The organism is Serratia sp. Z4, assembly GCF_009900725.1.
In the GTDB taxonomy this organism is placed as follows: Bacteria; Pseudomonadota; Gammaproteobacteria; order Enterobacterales; family Enterobacteriaceae; genus Serratia; species Serratia nematodiphila.
In genome coordinates this window covers 1276283-1298304 of the sequence record NZ_JAAABD010000001.1, presented here as the reverse complement: position 1 = coordinate 1298304, position 22022 = coordinate 1276283, and the positions used below count along the sequence as shown (strand labels likewise).

The 22022-nt window shown below is 62.2% G+C and carries 17 protein-coding genes; 9 read left to right on the top strand and 8 right to left on the bottom strand.

Annotated features, from left to right (window positions below):
- Positions 1-96: 96 nt before the first annotated feature.
- Positions 97-1515: a serralysin family metalloprotease gene (locus GT753_RS06465; protein ID WP_118911582.1), complete on the bottom strand. Its 1419-nt coding sequence runs from the start codon at positions 1513-1515 to the stop codon at positions 97-99.
- Between the two features lie 333 nt (positions 1516-1848).
- On the bottom strand, positions 1849-3192 hold the full coding sequence (locus tag GT753_RS06460) for a 2-hydroxycarboxylate transporter family protein (protein WP_088381508.1): 1344 nt from the start codon (positions 3190-3192) through the stop codon (positions 1849-1851).
- A gap of 432 nt (positions 3193-3624) precedes the next feature.
- On the opposite strand from GT753_RS06460, the gene pckA reads away from it, so the two are divergent.
- Positions 3625-5244: a phosphoenolpyruvate carboxykinase (ATP) gene (gene pckA, locus GT753_RS06455; protein ID WP_160125402.1), complete on the top strand. Its 1620-nt coding sequence runs from the start codon at positions 3625-3627 to the stop codon at positions 5242-5244.
- Positions 5245-5307: 63 nt separating this feature from the next.
- On the opposite strand, the gene GT753_RS06450 is transcribed toward pckA, so the two are convergent.
- Entirely contained in the window at positions 5308-6330 is a 1023-nt protein-coding gene (locus GT753_RS06450; protein ID WP_160125401.1) for an alcohol dehydrogenase catalytic domain-containing protein, read from the bottom strand.
- A gap of 167 nt (positions 6331-6497) precedes the next feature.
- Positions 6498-7409 carry a LysR family transcriptional regulator gene (locus GT753_RS06445; RefSeq protein WP_160125400.1) on the bottom strand — a complete coding sequence of 304 codons (912 nt, stop codon included), beginning with the start codon at positions 7407-7409 and terminating at the stop codon, positions 6498-6500.
- Positions 7410-7631: 222 nt separating this feature from the next.
- Here GT753_RS06445 and GT753_RS06440 point away from each other — a divergent pair, with 222 nt between their 5' ends.
- Positions 7632-8936 carry an MFS transporter gene (locus tag GT753_RS06440; RefSeq protein ID WP_088381506.1) on the top strand — a complete coding sequence of 435 codons (1305 nt, stop codon included), beginning with the start codon at positions 7632-7634 and terminating at the stop codon, positions 8934-8936.
- Positions 8937-8964: 28 nt separating this feature from the next.
- Here the strand turns inward: GT753_RS06440 and GT753_RS06435 are convergent, their stop codons facing one another.
- Positions 8965-10176: an MFS transporter gene (locus GT753_RS06435; protein ID WP_076740299.1), complete on the bottom strand. Its 1212-nt coding sequence runs from the start codon at positions 10174-10176 to the stop codon at positions 8965-8967.
- Between the two features lie 107 nt (positions 10177-10283).
- Between GT753_RS06435 and GT753_RS06430 the strand changes: the two genes are divergently transcribed.
- The 3 genes from GT753_RS06430 (at position 10284) to GT753_RS06420 (ending at position 14085) form a co-directional block, all read left to right on the top strand.
- Positions 10284-11225 carry a LysR family transcriptional regulator gene (locus GT753_RS06430; RefSeq protein ID WP_160125399.1) on the top strand — a complete coding sequence of 314 codons (942 nt, stop codon included), beginning with the start codon at positions 10284-10286 and terminating at the stop codon, positions 11223-11225.
- A gap of 161 nt (positions 11226-11386) precedes the next feature.
- Positions 11387-12646 (top strand): MFS transporter, encoded by a 1260-nt coding sequence (locus GT753_RS06425; RefSeq protein WP_004941315.1) that lies wholly within the window; start codon positions 11387-11389, stop codon positions 12644-12646.
- Positions 12643-14085 (top strand): glycoside hydrolase family 32 protein, encoded by a 1443-nt coding sequence (locus GT753_RS06420; RefSeq protein ID WP_075684874.1) that lies wholly within the window; start codon positions 12643-12645, stop codon positions 14083-14085. Before GT753_RS06425 ends, GT753_RS06420 begins: the two co-directional genes overlap by 4 nt.
- Positions 14086-14126: 41 nt before the next feature.
- Here the strand turns inward: GT753_RS06420 and GT753_RS06415 are convergent, their stop codons facing one another.
- From GT753_RS06415 to GT753_RS06405, 3 genes are all read right to left on the bottom strand, one after another.
- On the bottom strand, positions 14127-15128 hold the full coding sequence (locus tag GT753_RS06415) for a LacI family DNA-binding transcriptional regulator (RefSeq protein ID WP_075684875.1): 1002 nt from the start codon (positions 15126-15128) through the stop codon (positions 14127-14129).
- A 69-nt stretch (positions 15129-15197) separates the two neighbouring features.
- Complete coding sequence (locus GT753_RS06410; RefSeq protein WP_021505521.1) at positions 15198-15761, bottom strand: HutD family protein; 564 nt, start codon at positions 15759-15761, stop codon at positions 15198-15200.
- Positions 15761-17131, bottom strand: a complete 1371-nt coding sequence (locus GT753_RS06405) for a formimidoylglutamate deiminase (RefSeq protein ID WP_021505522.1) — start codon at positions 17129-17131, stop codon at positions 15761-15763. The genes GT753_RS06410 and GT753_RS06405 overlap by 1 nt, the downstream gene beginning before the upstream one ends.
- A 181-nt stretch (positions 17132-17312) precedes the next feature.
- Here GT753_RS06405 and hutC point away from each other — a divergent pair, with 181 nt between their 5' ends.
- The 4 genes from hutC to GT753_RS06385 all read left to right on the top strand — a co-directional run bounded on the left by hutC (position 17313) and on the right by GT753_RS06385 (position 22022).
- Positions 17313-18068, top strand: coding sequence for a histidine utilization repressor (hutC, locus tag GT753_RS06400; RefSeq protein WP_015377644.1), 756 nt, complete (start codon positions 17313-17315; stop codon positions 18066-18068).
- Between the two features lie 157 nt (positions 18069-18225).
- On the top strand, positions 18226-19449 hold the full coding sequence (gene hutI / locus GT753_RS06395; RefSeq protein WP_160125398.1) for an imidazolonepropionase: 1224 nt from the start codon (positions 18226-18228) through the stop codon (positions 19447-19449).
- Complete coding sequence (gene hutG, locus GT753_RS06390; RefSeq protein ID WP_004941302.1) at positions 19446-20249, top strand: N-formylglutamate deformylase; 804 nt, start codon at positions 19446-19448, stop codon at positions 20247-20249. The genes hutI and hutG overlap by 4 nt, the downstream gene beginning before the upstream one ends.
- 237 nt (positions 20250-20486) lie before the next feature.
- Positions 20487-22022 carry a serine hydrolase gene (locus GT753_RS06385; protein ID WP_015377642.1) on the top strand — a complete coding sequence of 512 codons (1536 nt, stop codon included), beginning with the start codon at positions 20487-20489 and terminating at the stop codon, positions 22020-22022.

The following is a 22022-nucleotide window of genomic DNA, read 5'->3' as shown; positions in this document are numbered from 1 at the left end:
CCCGGCCTTCTGCGCGCTACTATGTCACGCTAATATGACGTAATTAATAGGAATTGTCGGGTTTTTACCCAAAGCGCCCTATTTTTGTTGCCTGCATCAGGCCAGCACGAAATCACCCGCATCCAGCGGCTGTCCCACCACTTTCACCAGGAAATCGCTGCCGTCAAAGGCGCCGCCCAGGTTGATCGCCACGTCACTGACGTGATTTTGCGCATCGTAGCTCAGCGTCGCCTCGCCCGCCTTGCCGCTGAACTGATCGACGAAGCGGATGCCGTCGGCGCTGCCGGTGTTGAACAGCGTCAGATCGATCTTGTCCTCGCCGCGCACGAAGTCGCGGATCCAATCCGGCGCCGCCGCCGTTGACTCTTCCGCCGCGAAATAGACGAAGGTGTCCTTGCCGGCGCCTCCCCACAGCTGATCCGCCCCCTTACCGCCGTACAGCACGTCATCGCCCGCGCCGCCCTTGAGCACGTTATCGGCGGCGTTGCCCACCAGCACATCGTTACCCGCCCCGCCGATGGCGTTTTCAATCGTTACGCCGGCAGCGATAGACACGTTGCCTTTCAGGCCGCCGACGTCCGAGAACGCCTTTTCATTCAGGTTGATGCGCTGATTCTGGCCAAAGCCGGAGAAATCGAAGGTGTCGTTGCCGCCGGCGTCCCAGGCGGTGAAGATTATTTTGTCCTGCGCGCCGGTGGCGGTGAGGAAGTCGCGATCGGTGTTGGAATTGAAACCGTAAACCGTATCACCGGTGCGGGTGGTCATGTTGGCGCCGTAGAAATGCTGGATCGCCGTGATGTCATTGAGCAACGGCCCGGAAGAGTACGCGCCTTTAAAGTCCTGCCCGGTGTTGCTTTCGCTGAAATAGCTCATCAGGCTGTGCGCGCGGCTGTCCTCAAAGTAGGTCGCGTCTTTAGCGTAGGTGATGCTGACGCCCGGTGCGGCGTTATAGTCGCCCGGGTGCTGCAGCCCCAACGCATGGCCGATTTCATGGGTGAAGGTCTGGCGACCGTACTCGTTCTCATGGATCTGGTTGTTGACGAAGGTGTGGTTCTTGGCGTTATACCAGGTCTGCCCGGCGACCGAAGGCGAGGTGTCCGGGTTATACGCGAAGGCATAGGAGCCGCGCGAGCTGTAGTCGAACAGGCCGAATTTGATGTTGGCGGCGGCGGTGTTGCTGGTTTCAGTGAAGGTGATGTTAGCCACGTCTGACCATGACTGCAGCGACAGTTTAGCCTGCTCGCGCTGTTCGGGGTTAAAGCTGCTGAAGCCGCTGATGCCCATGCTCGACATGTTGCCCGGCGCCTTTTCCCAGAAGCTGTAGGTCAGAGAGACCGGCGTGTCGGTCACGCCCTTGTCGTGCCAACTGCGATCGCCGCGCACCAGCTCCAGGCCGGCGTTTTCGAACGTTTTCGACGGATGAAGCACGGTAATGGTGTCGTCTTCATCGGGTTTATAAGCGCCCAGCAGGGCTAATACGCCTTCGGCCTTAACGGAAGCATTGCTTGATGACATAACCTTATCTCCATATTCGTCAATTCAATCGGGGGGATGCCCCAACTGGCGGATTGCCTGAACGGCAGCGGCCCGGTGTTGAATCAATACGGGGATATCGGTAATGCGATGGCGCCTTCCCTCGGCACTCTGAATGAGAACGATAATCCCTTAAGAGAAAAGAATAGACACATTTTCACCGATTACAGAATTTTCTTAGATAAAGTACGGCTATGCATTTGCGCCACACGAATGATTTTCAAGGCAATAATCAGCACTATCACGATAAGCGAAAAAAAATGCATAAAAAAACCGGGGCAATCCAACCCCGGTTATCCATAAGATACTCTGGACTCAGACTAACCAACCAAGCAGCAGCGTCGCACCGATGACCGTGGAAGCGCCGCCGATGCGCGTGGCGATTTGGGCGAACGGCATCAGCCCCATGCGGTTCGACGCCGACAGGATCGCCACGTCACCGGTGCCGCCCAGGCCACTGTGACAACAGGTGACAATCGCCGCTTCCACCGGAAACATCTTCAGGTAAGGCGCAATCAGGAAACTGACCAGCCCCATCGACAGCACTACCGAGCCGCAGACCACCACATAACCGACCGAGAACACCGCCACCACGCTTTCCAGCGGCACGTACAGCATGCCCAGACCGATCATCAGCGGCCACACCAGCGCGGTGGAGACGAACTTGTAGAAACTGTGCGCGCCGGTTTCCATCGAAGCCGGGATCACCCGGCAGTACTTGCACAGCACCGCGAACAGAATCATCAGCACCGGGCCGGGAATATGCACGATGTGTTCGAACAGGCCGCCGACGATAAAGAAGGCGCAGATCACCAGCAGCCCGCCGCCCATCAGTTGAAAATCGACGTTGCCGCCTTGCTCCTTGATGGCGAACATCGCGTTCTCCTGCGCCGAACGGATCAGCATGCCGTCGCCGCTCAGCGCCTTGCGCTGCATACCGATGCGCGCCAGCACCCCGGCGGTCACGATGGCGAAGATGTTGCCCAGCACCGCCGCCGGCGCCAGCTGCGCGACATAGATGTCCGGCGTCGAGCCCAGGATCGCCGAATAGGCCAGCGACAGCGGTAAAATCCCCTCGCCGATGCCGCCGCCGATGATCGGCACGATGATGAAGAAGAAGGTGTGATAGAAGGTAAAGCCAAACAGCTTGCCCACCAGCAGCCCGGTGATCACCGCCGTGATCGTGCCCACCACCAGCGGCACGAACATGCGAATCATCCCCTGGATCAGGATCACCCGGTTCATGCCGAGAATGCTGCCGACCACCAGACTGGCGATGACGAAATAGAGCAGGTTGGCGTCTTTCATCAGCAGATGGACGGTGCCCATGACGTTAGGTTGGAAGACATTGAAATAGACCAGCACCGACGGCACCATCAAACACAGAATGGCCGGCCCGCCGATATCGCGCAGCACGGGAATACTTTTTCCCAACTGCGCCAGCGCAAAGCCCAGCGTCATTATCACCGCCAGGCCGCCGATCATATTCTTCGGCAGGAAGTTGGCGTAGGCGGAAATCGCCACGATGGCGCAAATCGTGATAAACAAGGCGATCGGTACCGCGCCGATATCCATTTGACGAAGTTGATTAATTAACCCTGAGGATTCGGACGATGCCGTATTTTTATCACAGGCCAGTTCTGCATTTATCTGTTTCATTATTCACCCTGCTGACAAGCGTACAGTACGGTTAGATTCACCTGGCGCAAAAACTCTGCCATAGCCAAGCAAAAACAAATGATTACGAAAAATCCTATTGTGGATTTCGCTTTTTCTAATAAGAAATAAAACAGTAGACAGCCCTGACAATATGATAAAAAATAAAAATGCAAAACTAAATTACGCCGGCGAAATTCAATATTGTGACCCTCCGCCAAGGTTGGTTTTAATTAATTATCGTCAGCATTTTGTAATTAAAGTAAGCAGGCTTAAATTCGCTGCTATGCTATAGGAGGGCGAAAAAGCCCCCTGTTTTATTAATAAAGAACCGGAAACGCATTAGCTGAATCCGGTCAGCTTGATCCGAATCTCAATCCTGCGCGCGGCACCGCACGGGAAAGAGGCATAATATGACTCATAAGGAAGTAGAATATGTCTTCACGCGCTGTTACCCCACAAACCCTCGCTCGCTACGGCATCCATCAGGCCGCCGACATCGTCTATAACCCCAGTTATGAATTGCTGTTCGCCGAAGAGACCCGCGCCGACCTGCCGCCGCTGGAGCGCGGCACCCTCACCCAACTGGGCGCGGTCAACGTCGCGACCGGTGAATTTACCGGCCGTTCGCCGAAGGACAAATACATCGTGCGCGACGACACCACGCGCGATACCGTCTGGTGGTCGGACAACGGCACCGGCAAGAACGACAACCAGCCGCTCTCGCCGGAAGTCTGGCAGCATCTGAAGACGCTGGTGGGCAATCAGCTCTCCGGCAAGCGTCTGTTCGTGGTGGACGCGTTCTGCGGCGCCAACGCCGACACGCGTCTGAAAGTGCGCTTCATCACCGAGGTGGCCTGGCAGGCGCACTTCGTGAAAAACATGTTCATCCGCCCGAGCGACGCCGAGCTGGCGGACTTTGAACCGGACTTCGTGGTGATGAACGGCGCTAAATGCACCAACCCGGACTGGCAGCAGCAAGGGCTGCACTCGGAGAACTTCGTCGCCTTCAATCTGAGCGAGCGCATGCAGTTGATCGGCGGCACCTGGTACGGCGGCGAAATGAAGAAAGGCCTGTTCTCGATCATGAACTATCTGCTGCCGCTGAAGGGCATCGCGTCGATGCACTGCTCGGCCAACGTCGGCGAGCAAGGCGACGTGGCGGTATTCTTCGGCCTGTCCGGCACCGGCAAAACCACCCTCTCTACCGACCCGAAACGCCAGCTGATCGGCGATGACGAGCACGGTTGGGACGACGACGGCGTGTTCAACTTCGAAGGCGGCTGCTACGCCAAAACCATCAAGCTGTCGCCGCAGGCGGAGCCGGAAATCTATCAGGCGATCCGTCGCGATGCGCTGCTGGAAAACGTCACCGTGCTGGCCGACGGCAGCATCGACTTCGACGACGCCAGCAAAACCGAGAACACCCGCGTCTCTTACCCGATTTATCACATCGAGAACATCGTCAAGCCGGTGTCCAAAGCCGGCCACGCGCGCAAGATCATCTTCCTGACCGCCGACGCCTTCGGCGTGCTGCCGCCGGTGTCGCGCCTGACGCCGGAGCAGACCCAATACCACTTCCTGTCCGGCTTCACCGCCAAGCTGGCCGGCACCGAGCGCGGCATCACCGCGCCGACGCCGACCTTCTCCGCCTGCTTCGGCGCCGCGTTCCTGACGCTGCACCCGACGCAGTACGCCGAAGTGCTGGTGAAACGCATGGAGGCCGCCGGCGCCCAGGCTTACCTGGTCAACACCGGCTGGAACGGCAGCGGCAAGCGTATCTCGATCAAAGATACGCGCGGCATCATCGACGCCATTCTGAATGGCGACATTGAGCAGGCCGAGACCTTCACGCTGCCGATCTTCGGGCTGGCAGTGCCGACCGCGCTGCCGGGCGTCGATCCGTCTATCCTCGATCCGCGCAAAACCTATGCCGACGAATCGCTGTGGCAGGAGAAAGCGCAGGATCTGGCGCAGCGCTTTATCGATAACTTCGCCAAATATACCGTCACTCCGGCGGGCGAAAAACTGGTGAACGCCGGGCCGAAGCTGTAACGCAACCAGGGCGCCGCAGCGCCCTTCATACCTGTCTGCAAGGGCCGAACCCTCGGCCCTTTCTCACATCGCCGACGGCACGAAAACCCCACGAAAACGCATGTTGCCGGAGGCAAGCCGCTCATAAGCGTCCCTGGCTTGATCGAGCGTGAAAGTCTCGACCATCGGTTTCACTTTGCCTTTCGCCGCCAGGTTCAGCACCTCACTCAGGTAGCGCTGCCCACCGTGGGTCGATCCGATCACCCGCTGACGCATCATATGGAACGGCACACCTTCGGAAGAGATCGCGAACGGTTTACTGAAGTCCAGCCCGCACAGCACCACGCGGCCATCGACCCGCAAGCCGCTCATCGCCTCCTGCGCGGAGTCGAAGTCATTGGTGGTCACCAGCAGAATGTCCGCGCCGCCGTTCTCCCGCAGCGCCTGGCCGGAGGCGACGATGCGATCGGCGCCCAGTTGCTTCGCCAGCGCGTGCTTGTCCGGCGAGTGGGTGATGGCAACGGTATCGAAACCGCAGGCTTTCGACAGTTGCAACGCGACGTGCCCCAGCCCGCCAATGCCTAACACCGCCACCGTCTCATGCGGCAGCGGCGCCGCGTCGCGCAGGCCGCTCCAGGTGGTATACCCCGCACACATCATCGGCGCGGCGTCGATGTAAGACAGCCCGTCCGGCAGCAACACCGTGCCTTCAGCGGCGATGGCGATATACTCGGCGTGGCCGCCCTGGGCGGCAAAACCGGTGGTGCGCGGCGCCGGGCAGTTCATCGCCGTTTGCCCGGTTAGCGGCCGATTCTCACGGCAGTACGGGCAGCGGCCGCAGGCCGATTGCACCCAGGTGGTGCCGACGCGATCGCCAATCTGCCGCGTATGCACGCCGGCCCCTACCTCAACCACTTCCCCCACCACTTCATGGCCGGGCGTTTGCGGGTAGATATCGCCGCCATATCCTTGCGTCGCCCATACGTCGGTATAACACATGCCCGAGGCGTGCACTTTGACCAGAACCTGGCCCGGCTCTGTGCGGGGCATCGGCACCTGTCTGATTTCCCAGGGCCGGTTGGCGCCGGTCATAACTACCGCTTTCATCTTCTTATCCATCATCAACTCCTCGCAGCAGGGTGGCGCCCGGCGGTTGCCCGGCGTCTCCTCATGAGCGTAAGGCAGGCTCCACGCCGCAACAATGCAGGCGAACCTCACTGTGGAGATGAAGGCGGCTCACTAATTGGCGTAGCCAAAAGCAGAACGCGAACGCATCAGGACTGCGCCGCGCGCAGATACTCGATCAACGCCTTCAGCGCGCCCGACACGTGGCGATGGCCGGAGTAATAGAGGCACAGCCCCGGATAAGCCGGACACCACGCGTCCAGCGCGCGCTCCAGGCGCCCATCGTGCAGCGCTTCCAGCGCCAAATGTTCAGGAACGAAAGCGATGCCGATACCGTCGATGGCGGCGTCCACCATCAGAGGCTGATCGGTCAGCGTCAGCGAGCCGGTAACGCCGATCGACTCGCTCACGCCATCACGTTCGAATTCCCAGCGGTAAATCGTGCCGCTGTCGAAGCGAAAGCGGATGCAGTTATGACACAGCAAATCCTGCGGCGTCGCCGGGCGCCCATGGACGGCGAAATAGCCGGGCGCGGCGATGGCGGCGAAACGCACGGGCGGGCTGACGCGCATCGCGATCATGTCCTGCGGTACGGCTTCCGCCAGCCGAATGCCGGCATCAAACCCCTCGGCGACGATATCGCTCAACTTGCCGTCGCAGACGATATCCAGGTGGATATGGGGGTACTCGCGCAGAAAATCAGCCAGCAACGGACGCAATACCAGCCTGACTGCCCCTTCGCTGGCGTTGATGCGCACGGTGCCGCTCGGCGTGGCGCGCCATTCATCCACTTCATGCAGCGCCTGCGAAATAGACGACAGCGCCGGGCGCAGCTGCGCCGCCAAACGCTCACCCGCTTCGGTCGGCGCCACGCTGCGCGTGGTGCGGTTGAACAGCCTCACCCCAAGCCGCTGTTCCAGGTTTTTTATCGAGTGGCTGACCGCCGACGGCGTCACCTCCAGCTCCACCGCCGCCGCGTGAAAGCTGCGATGGGTGGCGACGGCCAGAAAAACGGTCAAGGCGAACAGATCGCCCTGTTTGAACGGGTAAGCAGCATTCATGGGGGCATCGCAAAATAGTGACATAAATTGAACAATTAACATGCCACAGATGAATGCGGCTCACAATGCGGCGCAATCCGCGTTTTCGCCGATGTGTGCCCCGGATGGTGGCGCATCGAGGGCATGCGCTGAGCGCCTCACAGTTCCCGCTGAAATCAATTGATTGTTTTGTCGTATAAATTTAGAACAGATGAACAATAATTCAAAAGTATGGGAACGGGGATGAATCAACAGACTCTCGACGCGCGCCGCTCGCGTCAGGCGTTGCTGGCCGGCTCGGTCGGCAACTTTATCGAATGGTATGAGTTCGGCGTATACGGGTTCCTGGCCACCGTTATCGCCGCCAATTTTTTCACCCTGCAGGGTGAAAATGAAATCACCAGCCTGATCCTCACCTACGCCGCCTTTGCGCTGGCGTTTTTCTGCCGACCGATCGGCGCGGTGATCTTCGGCCGCATCGGCGATCGCATCGGCCGCCGGCCGACGCTGATTGCGGTTCTGCTGCTGATGACGCTGGCCACCGCGCTGATCGGCGTCATGCCGACCTACGCTTCGATCGGCGTCGCCGCCCCGCTGCTGCTGACGCTGCTGCGCATGTTTCAGGGGTTGTTCGCCGGCGGCGAATTCGGCGGCGCGGTATCGCTGATGACCGAGTTTGCTCCCAAGGGCAAGCGCGGGCTGTTCGGCGCTTGGCAATCGCTGACCGTCGCGCTCGGCCTGCTGGCCGGCGCCGGACTGGTGGCGCTGCTGGCCGCGCTGCTCAGCGCTCAGCAGTTGCATGACTGGGGCTGGCGTATTCCCTTCCTGCTGGCGCTGCCGATGGGCGCCGTGGCGCTGTGGCTGCGGCTCAAGCTCGAGGAAACGCCCACGTTCACCCAGGCGCAGCAACGTGCGGAACACGCCGCCCCACCGCCGGAAGCGAAACTGGGCGGCGTGGTGAAAACCATTCTGATCGGCATCGGCCGCATGATGGGTTGGTCGGCCGCCGGTTATACCTTCCTGGTGGTGATGCCTTCCTATTTGCAAACCTCGCTGCACGCCACCTTCCAACAGGCGCTGGTGGCGACGGTGCTGGCCAACGTCGGTTTCGCCCTGACTATTCTGCCGGCGGGCATCATCAGCGACAGGCTGGGACGAAAAACGGTGATGCTGACGGCGGTGGCGGCGGTGATCCTGTTCACCTTTCCGCTGCTGCACCTGTTGCAGGATGCGCAGAGTTCACTGTGGGTCAAAGGGCTGGCAGTGATGATCGCCGGCGCCGTAGTCGGCCTGCTGGCCGGTCCCGGCCCGGCGATGCTGGCGGAGATGTTCCCGACCCGGGTGCGTTATACCGGTTTGGGGCTGGCTTACTCACTTTCCAATGCGGTGTTTTCCGGCTCGGCCGGGTTGATTATCACCGGCCTCATCAAACAGACCGGCAATATCGATATTCCCGCCTACTACGTGGTCTCCACGTCGGTGGTCAGCCTGTTTGCGCTGATGACGCTGCGCCGTGACGATCACCTGCGTTCGCTGAACGAACGTTAATCTCGCTACAGGGGGCGACGCCGCCCCCTCAGCGCGCCGCGGCGCGGCGTTCGGCGCTGAAGCCGCGCTTTGCACTGCCCCAGGCAATGCTCCACCCCACCAGCAACAGGACAAAAGCCATCCACGGGATGGCGTTAGCGCCGACGTTTGCCAGCAGAATTCCGCCCAACGCGCCGCTGACGGCAAAAGCCAGATTAAAGAAAGTGACCAGCAGCGACTGGGCGAGATCGGCATGCTCACCCGCTGCATCCGCCAGTGATGTCTGCAACAGCGTTGGCGCACCGCCGAAACTCAATCCCCATGCCGCCATGCCAACGTAAACCGCCCCGGCGGGCAAACCGTTCACGCCAAACGCCAGCGCCACCAACGCGAAGGCCGCCAGGCTGAACAGCACCAGCGCACGCAGCCAGCGATCCACCCATAAGCCGGTCAGCGCAATGCCCGCAACGGCGGCGATGCCGAACGCCAACAGCGCCAAATCCACTCTGGCCGCCAGGCCGCGCGCGGCAAGATAGGGCGCAAGATAGGTATACAGCGTGTAATGAGCCAGGATCCAACACGCCAATACGGCAAGGATCGGCCGCACGCCGGGAAGACAGAAAACCTCGCGCAAACGCGCATTGCCTGGCGTTCGGCGACCGTAAAATTCGGGCAGCGTCAGCCGGATCCACACTAGCAGCAACGCGCTCAAGCTCGCCAGCACGGCAAAAATCCAGCGCCAATCCAACAGTTCGCCAAGCCAGGCGCTCATCGGTACGCCCAACGCCAACGCCAGCGGGATCCCCAGCATGGCGATCGCCATCGCCCGCCCTTGCAATGAGACGATGGCCAGGCGGCGCGCGTAACCCGCGAGCAGACTCCACGTCACCCCGGTAGCGATGCCGACCAAAAAGCGCGCCCCCAGCGTCACGCCAAAACAGGGTGACAACGCCGTCACCGCGTTGCAGATCAAAAAGATGCCGATCGCCAACAGCAGCAGTCGGCGACGCGGCCACCCGCCCAGCGCCAACGTCAGCGGGATCGCCGCCGCCCCGGCGCCCAGCGCGCACAACGTCACCATTTGCCCCGCCCACGCCTCGCTGATGCTCATGCCTCGGGCTATCTGCGGCAGCATGCCGGCCGGCACAGTCTCATTAGCGGTCGCGATGAAGCTGCTCATCGTCAGCGCCAGCAATGCTTTCAGCGGCGGCAGCGCGCCATGCGCATTATCGTTATCGGTGGAAACAGAGTGAACATTCATTACTAACAACTCCCATGGTCAATTGCAGAGTCATCAGCGTCTCACCTTGCATACGGATTGATAATTGGCCTACCATTTGAATTATTTTCAAATCCAGATTGATAAAAATGGCAACGGACAGACTGGGCGACATGCGTTTATTTGCCGAAGCGGCGGCATCGGGCAGCCTTTCTGCCGCCGGCCGCAAACTCGGCCTTTCCCCCGCCGCCGCCAGCGCGCGGTTGTTCAAGCTGGAAGCGGCGCTGCACAGTAAACTCTTCGATCGCACCACTCGCCGCCTGCGTCTCACTGAAGAAGGGCGCATTTATCTGCAACACTGCACCCTCGCGTTGCAGGCGATTGCCGACGGCGAGGCGGCTCTGCAGGCCAGCCAAAGCGGCGTGTGCGGTAAACTTCGCCTCTCGGCCTCCGCCGATTTCGGGCGCAACCTTCTCAATCGGTGGATTGAAGAATTTTGCGCCGAACACCCCCGGCTGCAGATCGCGCTGACACTGTCGGACTCCCTATCCAACCTGCTGCAGGACGATCTGGATATCGCCATTCGTTTCGGCGCGCCGCGCGAAGAAACGCTCATCGCGCGGCGCCTGGCCGCCAGCCGACGCGTGCTGTGCGCCTCTCCGGCGTATCTGGCGCAATATGGCGAGCCGCGCACGCCGGCCGATCTCACCGGCCATCGTTTTATCGTACTGGTGACCGCAGCCGGCCCGCTGAATACGTTCCATTTCTCCCTGGACGGCCAGGCCTGGAGCCACACGGTGCCGCTGGAGAGCGCCTGGGAGACCAATGACGGCGCGCTGGCGCGCCAGTGGGCTTTAGCGGGGCACGGCATCGCGCGTAAAACCATCTGGGATGCGGCGGACGATATCCGCAGCGGGCGTCTGAACGTCATTCTTCCCGACTTCACCCCGCATGAAGCCGGGATCTACGCCGTGTTTCGCCGCTCGCCCTATCAGCCGCCGCGCGTGCGCCTGCTGTTGGATTTCTTGATCGCCCGCTTTGCGGCCGCCAGCCAATCACCGCCGTTTCATGTCCCCCCGCAGGATGAGTAACCACGCTCGTTAATCCGCGTCTCTGCGTGAGAAACATCACAAATCAATAATGTTAACGTTAACTTTTGTGATTAACATCGCATGTGTGATATCGGACAGCTTCATCCCTTCGCGAGTTAACGTTAACAATAAAGCTGATTTCACTCACCGGGACCTTATCCATGAACCGCGAAACGAAAAAATATTACGTGCTGCTCAGCGGCCTGCTGTTCTTCTTTTTCTTCACCTGGTCTTCCAGCTTTTCACTGATCTCACTCTGGCTGAATCAGAAGATCGGTCTTAAAGGCGCCGAGACCGGCCTGATCTTCTCCGCTATCTCGCTGGTGGCGCTGTGCGCACAGCCGCTGTACGGGTTTATTCAGGACAAACTTGGGCTGCGCAAGCACCTGCTGCAGTTTCTCGGCGTGATGCTGCTGCTGACCGGCCCGTTCTTTATCTACGTTTACGCCCCGCTGCTGGCGAGCAGCCTGCCGCTGGGTGCGTTGGTCGGCGGGCTGTTCATCGGTGCCACTTTCTTCGCCGGCATCGGCGCGCTGGAATCTTATACCGAGCGCGTCAGCCGCATCAGCGGTTTCGAATTCGGCCGCGCCCGCATGTGGGGCTCGCTCGGCTGGGCCAGCGCCACCTTTCTGGCCGGTTTTATCTTCAATATCGATCCGAACATCAATTTCTGGCTGGCCTCCGCCGCCGCCGTGGTGTTCCTGGTGCTGCTCAGCCAGGTGCGCGAGCTGAAGCCGAACGCCATGGCCGGCCTGGCGTTTGGCAAACCGGAGAACCTGCGGCTGCAGGACGCGCTGGCGCTGCTGCGCATGCCGGGCTTCTGGGCGTTGGTGGTGTTTGTGCTCGGCATCAGCGTATACAACGTTTTCGATCAGCAATTTTCGGTCTACTTCGCCTCACAGTTCGCGTCACGCGAACAGGGCAACGAGATGTACGGTTTTCTCAACTCGCTGCAGGTCTTCCTCGAAGCCGGCGGTATGTTTCTGGCTCCGCTGTTGGTGAACCGCATCGGCGCCAAGCAGGGGCTGTTGCTGGCGGGCAGCGTGATGGCGCTGCGCATGTTCGGCTCCGGCTTGGTCAGCGGCGCCTTGATGATCTCCGCCATGAAACTGCTGCACGCCGTAGAGTTGCCGATCCTGCTGATCGCTATCTTCAAATACATCGCCAGCCGCTTCGACAGCCGCCTCTCCTCCACGCTGTACCTGGTGGGCTTTCAATTCATCACCCAGGTGATGGCCAGCTTCCTGTCGCCGCTGGCGGGCTACGGTTATGACCGCATCGGCTTTGCCGACACCTATCTGCTGATGGGCTGCGCGGTCGCCGCCACGACGCTTGTTTCCTGTTTCCTGCTGCGCGGCGAACGTTCCGCCACGGCAGCGCCCTTTCCATCCGCCATTAAATCAAGTGAGTCTGTCCAATGAACACTGCCTTAGCTCAAGCCGACCATGCGGTCGAGGCCCTGCGCGCAGAGCGCCGAGACGATTACTATCCGCAGTTCCATCTCGCGCCGCCCGCCGGCTGGATCAACGATCCCAACGGCCTGATCTGTATTGACGGCGTCTATCATGCCTTCTTCCAGCATCACCCCTATAGCGAACACTGGGGGCCCATGCACTGGGGGCACGCGACCAGCCGCGATCTGATCCGCTGGCAGCACCAGCCCATCGCCCTGGCACCCGATGCGCCCTATGACCAAGACGGTTGCTTTTCCGGCTGCGCCGTGGATGACAACGGCGTGCTGACGCTGATTTACACCGGCCACGTGTGGCTGGGCGAGCCCGGCGACGACAGCCAGGTGCGGGAAGTGCAATGTCTGGCCACCAGCGAAGACGGCATACGCTTCGTCAAGCACGGGCCGGTGCTGGCCCCGCCGGACGGCATTCAGCATTTCCGCGATCCGAAAGTCTGGCGCGAGAACGGCGAATGGTGGCTGGTGGTCGGCGCTAAAGAAAACGGCCTGGGCCAGGTACGCCTGTACCGTTCTGCAGACCTGCGCGCCTGGCGCTTCGATCGGGTGCTGGTCGGCGCGCAAACGGCGCATCAAGGGTATATGTGGGAATGCCCGGATTTCTTCCCGCTGGGGGAACAGCACCTGCTGCTGTTCTCGCCGCAGGGCCTGGCGGCGCAGGGCTACCGCTACCGCAATCGCTTCCAGAGCGGCTATCTGCTCGGCCATTGGCGGCCGGACGGCGACTTCAGGGTGACCCAGCCCTTCTGCGAGCTGGATGCCGGCCACGATTTCTATGCGCCGCAGACCTTCACCGCCGCCGACGGCCGTCGGCTGCTGTTTGCCTGGATGGATATGTGGGAATCACCGATGCCCAGCAAAGCGCACCGTTGGGCCGGCGCCCTCACCCTGCCGCGCGAGCTGACGCTGGCCGCCGACGGCAGCGTTCGCATGAACCCGGCGCGTGAACTGGCGGCGCTGCGCCGAGAATCGCACTCGTTTTTGGCGCAGACGCTGACCAATCAGCATTTGCCGCTGGCGAACGATGTGCAGGAACTCACTCTGACATTGAGACCGGCCGACAACGACGCCGAGCGTTACGGGCTGGCCATCGGGAGTGCAGCGCGGCTGTTCGTCGATAATCAGGCGCACCGACTGGTACTGGAACGTTTTCATGAAAACCCCGCCCTGAGCACCTGCCGCAGCGTGCCGCTGCCGGAGGGTGACATCCTGTCGCTGCGGATCTTTATCGACCGTTCATCGCTGGAGATTTTCGTTAATCAGGGATTGGCCTGCCTGACCAGCCGCATTTATCCGACGGAGGAGGATCGCCGCCTCAGCCTGTTTGCCGAGGGCGGACGGGCAGAGTTCGAGCCCATCACAGGATGGCAGTTGGCTAGCATCTGGGGATAGTGGGAATGAGCACCGGGCGCGCAGCGACGCACCCGGTGCGGTTACAGCGAACCACGCTCCAACAGCGGGCAAGGCACTTTCACCGTATCACACTGTTCCCGCTGCTCGATCACATGCAGCGCCGCAAGGCGGCCCAGCTCGTAGTGCGGCAATTGCACCGTCGTCAACGCCGGCAGGAACAGCTCGCCGATGCCAACCATGTTGTCGTAGCCCAGCACCGCCACCTGTTGCGGTATCCGCCATCCTTGCGCCAGCAATACCTGATAAACCAGAAAGGCTATCCGATCGTTCCCGCATACCACGACATCGCAATCGCGCCGGCCGGCAGAGAAATGCCGCGCCAGCAGCGCGACGCAGTCGCGATAGCCTTGATCGCCGCCGCTCAGATCGAGATGATACTGCCGCAGCTGTTCAACATCGCGCCCTGCATCGCGCCAGGCGCGCTCCAGACCGCGGCGGCGCAGCCCCGCCGCCAGCGTATCCGCCGGTAAATGTATGCACAGCGGCGAACGATAGCCTTTGGCGATCAGCGTGCGCGTGGCGTCATACTGCCCTTGCTCGTCATCAGGAATGTAGCTGGCGATCGAATGCGCCGGGCTGACGCAGTTGGCCAACACCAGCCTTTTGTCCAACAGTTTGGCCGGCACATCCACCTGACGCAGCCCCATGGTGGTGAAGATCACGCCGTCCGGGCGATGCGCCAGCAGCAGATCGACGGTCTGTTCGGCGTTGTCGTCGGCAAACAGATTGACGACGAAGCTGTTCCAGCCGTGCTCGCGCGCGGTTTTTTCAATCGACAGGATCATGTCCACCGAGAACGGCGTCGTGGCGGTGTCCAGCGCCAGCACGCCGAGCGTCTGTACGCGATTTCCGTCACCACGAATACGCCGCGCCGACAGATCCGGCACATAGTCCAATTGGTCGATAGCCTGTTTGACGCGCCGATAGGTTTCCGGCCGCAGCTTGCCGGGCTCATTGATGGCGCGGGACACCGTCATCAACGAGACTCCGGCAAGTTTTGCGACGTCTTTCAGCGAAGCCATGCGCCCTTCTTTATGATTAATGAGGAAAAGTGAATAATCCCATAACCAGGCGCAGGACTCTACTCCGCGTTAGCAGGCTGTGATGTCCGCCCACAGAATAGCGCCGTCGGCCGTCAGCGGCTTCACCTCGCCGCTCACCGCCTGCGCCGCCCACCAGACGCCTTCGCGCGCCCGCAGCTCGCCGCCCCCCGGCAGCGACCAGACCCCGCTCAGCACATACAGCACGCCCGCCCGGTTGGGTAGCAGGGTGACGGGCGCCGTGCTGCGCCGCACCTCGGCCGCCTGCCGGCCGCGGCGCGTCATGATGTTGAAATCCTGACTGGCGCCGCCCAGCAGCGTCGCTTCCAGCGCCACGTCGCCGGAAAACGCGAACGGCTCCCCGACGCGCGCCAACTGATGGTCGATATGCCCAGCGCTGAACAGCCGCACGCCGTCGCCTTCCAGCAGGGTGATCGAACGATCGATGCCCGCAAAAGCGGAAAACGGCCCGTCCTGCGCGATGGTGGCGATGCTGGCGCGCCAGTCAAAATCCTGCGCGCCCGGCGGCCAGCTGACGATTTCGCGGGTTTCCCCACCGCCGTTGCGCCACGGGCTGACCGGCAGCGCGGCAAAGTTAAAACGGGTCAGGCCCATTACGCCTCCTGCTGAAAGGTTTTCAGCACCTGCAGGAACTCGGCGCTGCTCTGCTGCTGCAGCGCGTGCCGTCCCTGCTCGATCACCTGCCGGCCGCCGACGAATACGTCGCGAATTTGCTCTTTGCCGCCGGCGAACAGCCAGCGGTTAAGGATCGAGGCGTCCGGCGCCGCCGCCAGATACGGATCGTCGCCGTCCAGCACCAGCCAGTCGGCGCGATAGCCGCTCTGCAGCCGACCGATCGGCGCGCCGCATGCCTGCGCGCCGCCCTGCAGCGCCTGCGAGTACAGCACATCGCCCACCGCCGACTGTTCCGGCGTCGTCAGGCGATTGCGACGCTGATCGCGCAGCCGCTGGCCGTATTCAAACCAGCGCAGCTCTTCCACCACGTTGAGCGAAACGTGGCTGTCGGAACCGATGCCCCAGCGCCCCTGCTGCTGCAGGTACGCGTCGCCGGGGAAAATACCGTCGCCGAGGTTGGCTTCGGTGGTCAGACACAGGCCGGCCACCGCGCGGCTGCGCGCCAGCGCTTCCAGCTCGTCGCGATCCAGATGGGTGGCGTGCACCAGACACCAGCGCTGATCCACCGGCAGATGGTCATACAGCCAGGCCACCGGGCGCTGCCCGCTCCACGCCAGGCAATCGTTCACCTCTTTTTGCTGCTCGGCGATATGAATATGCACCGGCAAGGTGCGATCCGACGCGGCCAAAATCTGCTGCATCTGCCCCAGCTCCACCGCACGCAGCGAGTGGAAGCACAGCCCCTGATTCTGCAACGGGCGATCCGCCAGCTGGCGGGCAATCACCTGCTGCTGTTGCAGATAGCCTTCGGCATCCTGGATAAACCGTTTCTGCCCCGGTTGGGCCGGCTGCGCGCCGAAACCGGCGTAGCTGTACAGCACCGGCAGCATCGTCATGCCGATGCCGGCCTGATGCGCCGCCTCGCTGAGCCGGCCGGTCATCTCACCGCGATCGGCGTAAGGCTTGCCGTCGGCGTCGTGATGCAGGTAGTGGAATTCGGCCACCTGGGTGTATCCGCCCTTGAGCATTTCGATATACAGTTGACGGGCGACCACCTCCACCTGCTCCGGCGTCAGACGCTGCACCAGGCGGTACATCAGATCGCGCCAGGTCCAGAAACTGTCCTGCGGGTTGCCCGCCACTTCCGCCAGCCCCGCCATCGCGCGCTGGAAAGCGTGGGAGTGCAGGTTCGGCATGCCCGGCACCGCGTCGCCGTGCAGCCGGGTGCAGCCTTGCGGTTCAGCGTCGGCGGTAACTTGAGTCAGGTAACCTTGCGCATCGACGTCCAGCCGGACGTTATGCGCCCAGCCCTCAGGGAGCAAAGCGCGTGGGGCAAAATAAGCAGGCATGTCAGTATTCCACGGTTGATGTAACGGTGAATGAGGCGCGGCGATGGCGCGCATTCAGGAATTTTTTGGCGGCCGCCGGCAAGTTTCTGGCGCGACGGCCACTAGTTGTATATACATATACATACGCCGACATCAACAGTAAACTGGTGTTATTATTTTTTTATTTGACGAGGTTAACGTCGTGGCTGAACAACAGACCGTGTTACAACTGGCGGCTGCAATGAGCGATGCCCCCGCCCCGATCTACCAACGGGTCAAACAGGCGATCGTGAATCAAATCCGTGCGGGGCATTGGCAACCGCACCAGCGCGTGCCCTCCGAAAGTGAACTGGTGGCGGAACTGGGCGTCAGCCGCATGACCATCAACCGCGCGCTGCGCGAGCTGACCAGCGAAGGTTTTTTGATCCGCATGCAGGGCGTCGGCACCTTCGTCGCCGAAGCCAAGGCGCATACCGCACTGCTGGAAGTGCACAACATCGCCGATGAGATCGCCGCGCGCGGTCATCGCCACAGCAGTAAAATCCTCGAGCTGAAGGCCCGCCCGGCCAGCGAGGAAGAAGCGACGGCGCTGGGCATTCAGCCCGGCCAACGGCTGTTCTACTCCCAGATCGTGCATTACGAAAACGACGTGCCGGTGCAGGTGGAAGACCGCTGCGTCAACCCGCTGGTGGCGCCGGATTACCTGAAGCAGGATTTCGACCGCGTCACCCCTTACACCTACCTGACGCAGGCCGCGCCGCTGACCGCCGGCGAACACATCGTCGAAGCGGTGATCCCCACCCGGCGGGAGCGCGAGCTGCTGCAGCTGGAGGATCACGAACCCGGCCTGCTGATCCATCGCCGCACCTGGTCCGGCAAAACCGTGGTGACCTCGGCGCGGTTGCTGTACCCCGGCAGCCGCTATCAGCTGTTCGGCCGCTTCACCAGCGAAGTCTGAACCCCGGCGGGCGCGCCCTGCGCCCGCATCTCCGCTGTCGATCACATCCTGATAACAAAATCTCGCCCGCCTCTTGTGACATCCCGGTGAATGCGTTAGGTTATTTTTAATTGTATATACAACCATGTGGGAGCTGCGGCTCCGGCGGAGGAAAGCAATGACGTCTGAGATCCACTGTGACAGCCTGTGGCACGGCGCCGATATCGTCACCATGCGCGACGGTAAATATCACACCCTGACCGACGGCGCGATCGCCGTACACGACGGCAAGATTGTCTGGATTGGCGAACATGCGGCGCTGCCGCCCGATCTTATCGCGGACGAAACGGTGAAATTCGACGGCGGCATCATCACCCCCGGCTTTGTTGACTGCCACACGCACCTGGTGTTCGGCGGCAATCGCAGCGGCGAGTTCGAACAGCGGCTGAACGGCGTAAGCTACGCCGACATCGCCGCGCAGGGCGGCGGCATCATCTCCACCGTGAAAGCCACCCGCGAGGCCGACGAAGCGTTGCTGCTGGAGCAGGCGCTGTTCCGCCTGCGGCCGCTGCTGGCGGAAGGCGTCACCTGCGTGGAGATCAAATCCGGCTATGGCCTCAGCCCGGAGAGCGAACTGAAAATGCTGCGGGTGGCGCGCAAGTTGGGCGAGCTGCTGCCGGTCGAGGTGAAAACCACCTGTCTGGCGGCCCATGCGCTGCCGCCGGAATACGCCAACCGCGCCGACGACTACATCAATCTGGTCTGCGACACCATCATCCCGCAGGCGGCGGCCGCCGGTCTGGCGGATGCGGTCGACGCCTTCTGCGAGCATCTGGCGTTCTCACCGGCGCAGGTGGAGCGCGTCTTCGCCGCCGCCGAAGCCGCCGGTCTGCCGGTCAAACTGCACGCCGAACAGCTCTCCGCCCTCGGCGGCAGCACGCTGGCGGCGCGCCATCACGCGCTCTCCGCCGACCATCTCGAATACGCTACCGAGCAAGACGCCCGCGCCATGGGCGACGCCGGCACCGTGGCGGTGCTGCTGCCGGGCGCTTACTACCTGCTGCGTGAAACCCAATGCCCGCCGGTAGAGCTGTTCCGCAAACACCACGTGGCGATGGCGATCGCCAGCGACGCCAACCCCGGCACGTCGCCGGCACTGTCGCTGCGCCTGATGATCAACATGGCCTGCACGCTGTTCCGCCTGACGCCGGAAGAGGCGCTCGCGGGCGTCACCACCCACGCCGCCAAAGCGCTGGGGCTGCAGCACAGCCACGGCACGCTGGAAACCGGCAAGGTGGCGGACTTCGTTCACTGGCCGCTGTCGCGGCCGGCGGAACTGGCTTATTGGTTGGGCGGCCAGCTGCCCTGTACGGTGATTTTCCGAGGAGAAGTACGTCAATGACCATTCGCGATCCTTTTAGCTTCCAGACCGGCAGCCTGCCGCTGCTGATCAGCATCCCGCACGCCGGCACACAACTGACGCCGGCGGTCGAAGCCGGGCTGACCGACGACGCTCGCCCGCTGCCCGATACCGACTGGCACATTCCGCAGCTGTACGACTTCGCCCGGGCGATGGGCGCCAGCGTACTGGTCGGCAACTACTCGCGCTTCGTCATCGATTTGAACCGCCCGGCGGACGACAAGCCGCTGTACACCACCGCCACCACCGGCCTGTATCCCGACGTGCTGTTCGACGGTCGCCCAAGCTTCCTGCCGGGCAAAGCGCCTACGGACGAAGAACGCGCCCTCTACCTGCAGCAAATTTGGCAACCTTATCATCAGCAGCTGCAGAACGAACTGGCGCGCCTCAAAGCGCGCCACGGCTATGCGCTGCTGTTCGACGCGCACTCGATCGCCTCGGTGATCCCACGGCTGTTCGACGGCCAGCTGCCGGATCTCAATCTCGGCACCAACGGCGGTGAAAGCTGCGCCCAGGCGCTGAGCGATCGGCTGGTCGCCTGCTGCGAGCAGCAACAGCAGTACACCCACGTGCTGAATGGCCGCTTCAAGGGCGGTTATATCACCCGCGCCTATGGTCAACCGCAGCAGCAACAGCATGCGATCCAGCTCGAACTGGCGCAGGTCAACTACATGTCCGAACAGTATCCTTTTGCGTTCGAGCCCCAGCGCGCCGCCTCGCTGCAGCGCCTGCTCAAGCAGATGATTGAAAGCCTGTTGGACGGTGCCGCCAGACTGAATTGATCCCCCTTTACAGGCGCCGCCGGGCGCCTGTTTTTCTCCTGCCTCTAACCGCAACGCCAGCAGCAATCTGCGCGCTATATCAAAGTTTCGCGTGATTCCCCGCTAGCTGGTCCAAACAGCGCACAAAACGGCGGCCGACGAAAAACGCACTGCGCCACAATCAGCCCAAAAGCCCGCGCTCAGCGCCGGGCGGCGTGTGGCCGAGCAGGCCCATTTCGAATACTCTCTGGAGGCCCTATGTCTGTAACACCGTTAAACTGGCGCGCTGCCGGCGCTTTGGCCGAACAACTGCTGGCCGGCTGGCAACGGCATGGCGAACCCGGCGGCGCCATCACCCTGTTTGACGCCCAACAACGCCGCGCCACCGCCTGCGCCGGCCTGGCCGATCTGGCGCAGAACACCCCCTTCACCGCCGACAGCGTGGTGCGTTATGCCTCAGTGACCAAGCATATCTTCGCCGCGCTGGCGCTGAACGCCACCGAGCGCGCCATTCGGCTGGAGCAACGCCTGGGTGAACTGCTCCCCGCCCTGCAGCCCGCGTTGGCGGACGTTACCGTCGGCCAGGCGCTGGACATGACCGGCGGCCTGCCCGACGTGCGCGAGACGCTCGGCCTGCTGGGCATCTCGCTGCACGCCGTCAGCGAGGCGCAGCCGGTGATGCAGTTTGTCGAGGGTCTGGAGAAATTGAACTACGAAGCCGGCAGCGAGATCGCCTACAGCAATACCGGCTATCGGCTGCTGGAAGCCGCGCTGCGCAGCAAAGGGTATGATTTTGACCAACTGGTGCAACAGCACATCGCCCGGCCGCTGCAGGTGCAGATGCGGGCGCCGGAAAGCTGGTTCGACGTGGTGCCGGGGTTGGTGCCGGGTTACTGGCGTGCGCCGCAGGGCTGGCAACACGCCAGCGCCGGCCTGCACCTTTCCGCCTCCGGCAGCCTGACCGGCAGCCTCAACGCCCTCACCCGCTGGTTGCAAACGCTGCTGGCCGACGAGGGCCCCGGCCAAGGCGTGCTGGCGCAACTCGGCGCACCGCGCCGCCTTAATCAGGGCCAGCTCAGCGCCTATGGCCTGGGTCTGGCGCAAACCCCGCTGGGCCGCCGCCGCTTACTCGGCCACGGCGGTTCCCACGCCGGTTACAAAACCTATTTCCTGCTGGCGCCCGACCGTCAGGCCGGCGTCGCGCTGGTGGCCAACCGCGAAGACTGCGACAGCTTCGGCATGGTCTTACAGGTGATGGCGACGCTGCTGGGCGAACCGCTGCCGCAGCGCAGCGCGGCGATCCCCGATGGCCTCTATGCCACCCTGGCCGAGCCGCACTGGCTGGAGGTCAAAGACGGCAATCTGGCCTATCTGGGCAGCGGAGAGCCGCTGTATCAGGGCGAGGATGGGTACGCGGTGTCGCTGTCCGCCCATATGCCGATCAAATTGAAATGGACCGGTGAAGCGATCGAGGGCGAAGTCGGGCATGTGGCGCGCCGTTTCCTGCCGGTGACGGCCAACGGCGACTGCCTGAAGCATGTGCAGGGGCTGTGGTATCACCCGCACTATCGCACCGCCTTTGAAATTCGCGGCAATCGGGTGCATATCGGCGTCGGCCCGGCGGCGCAGACCGGCACACTCAGCCCGCTCGGCCAGGGCCGCATGCTGGTGGAGTGCCAGGACGGCCCGTGGTTAAAACGCTTTTGCCTCTATTTCCGCGGTTACAACGTGGATCTCATCGCCAACCGCAGCCGGATGCTGACCTTCCGCCGCAGCACCGTCGGCCGCGACTGA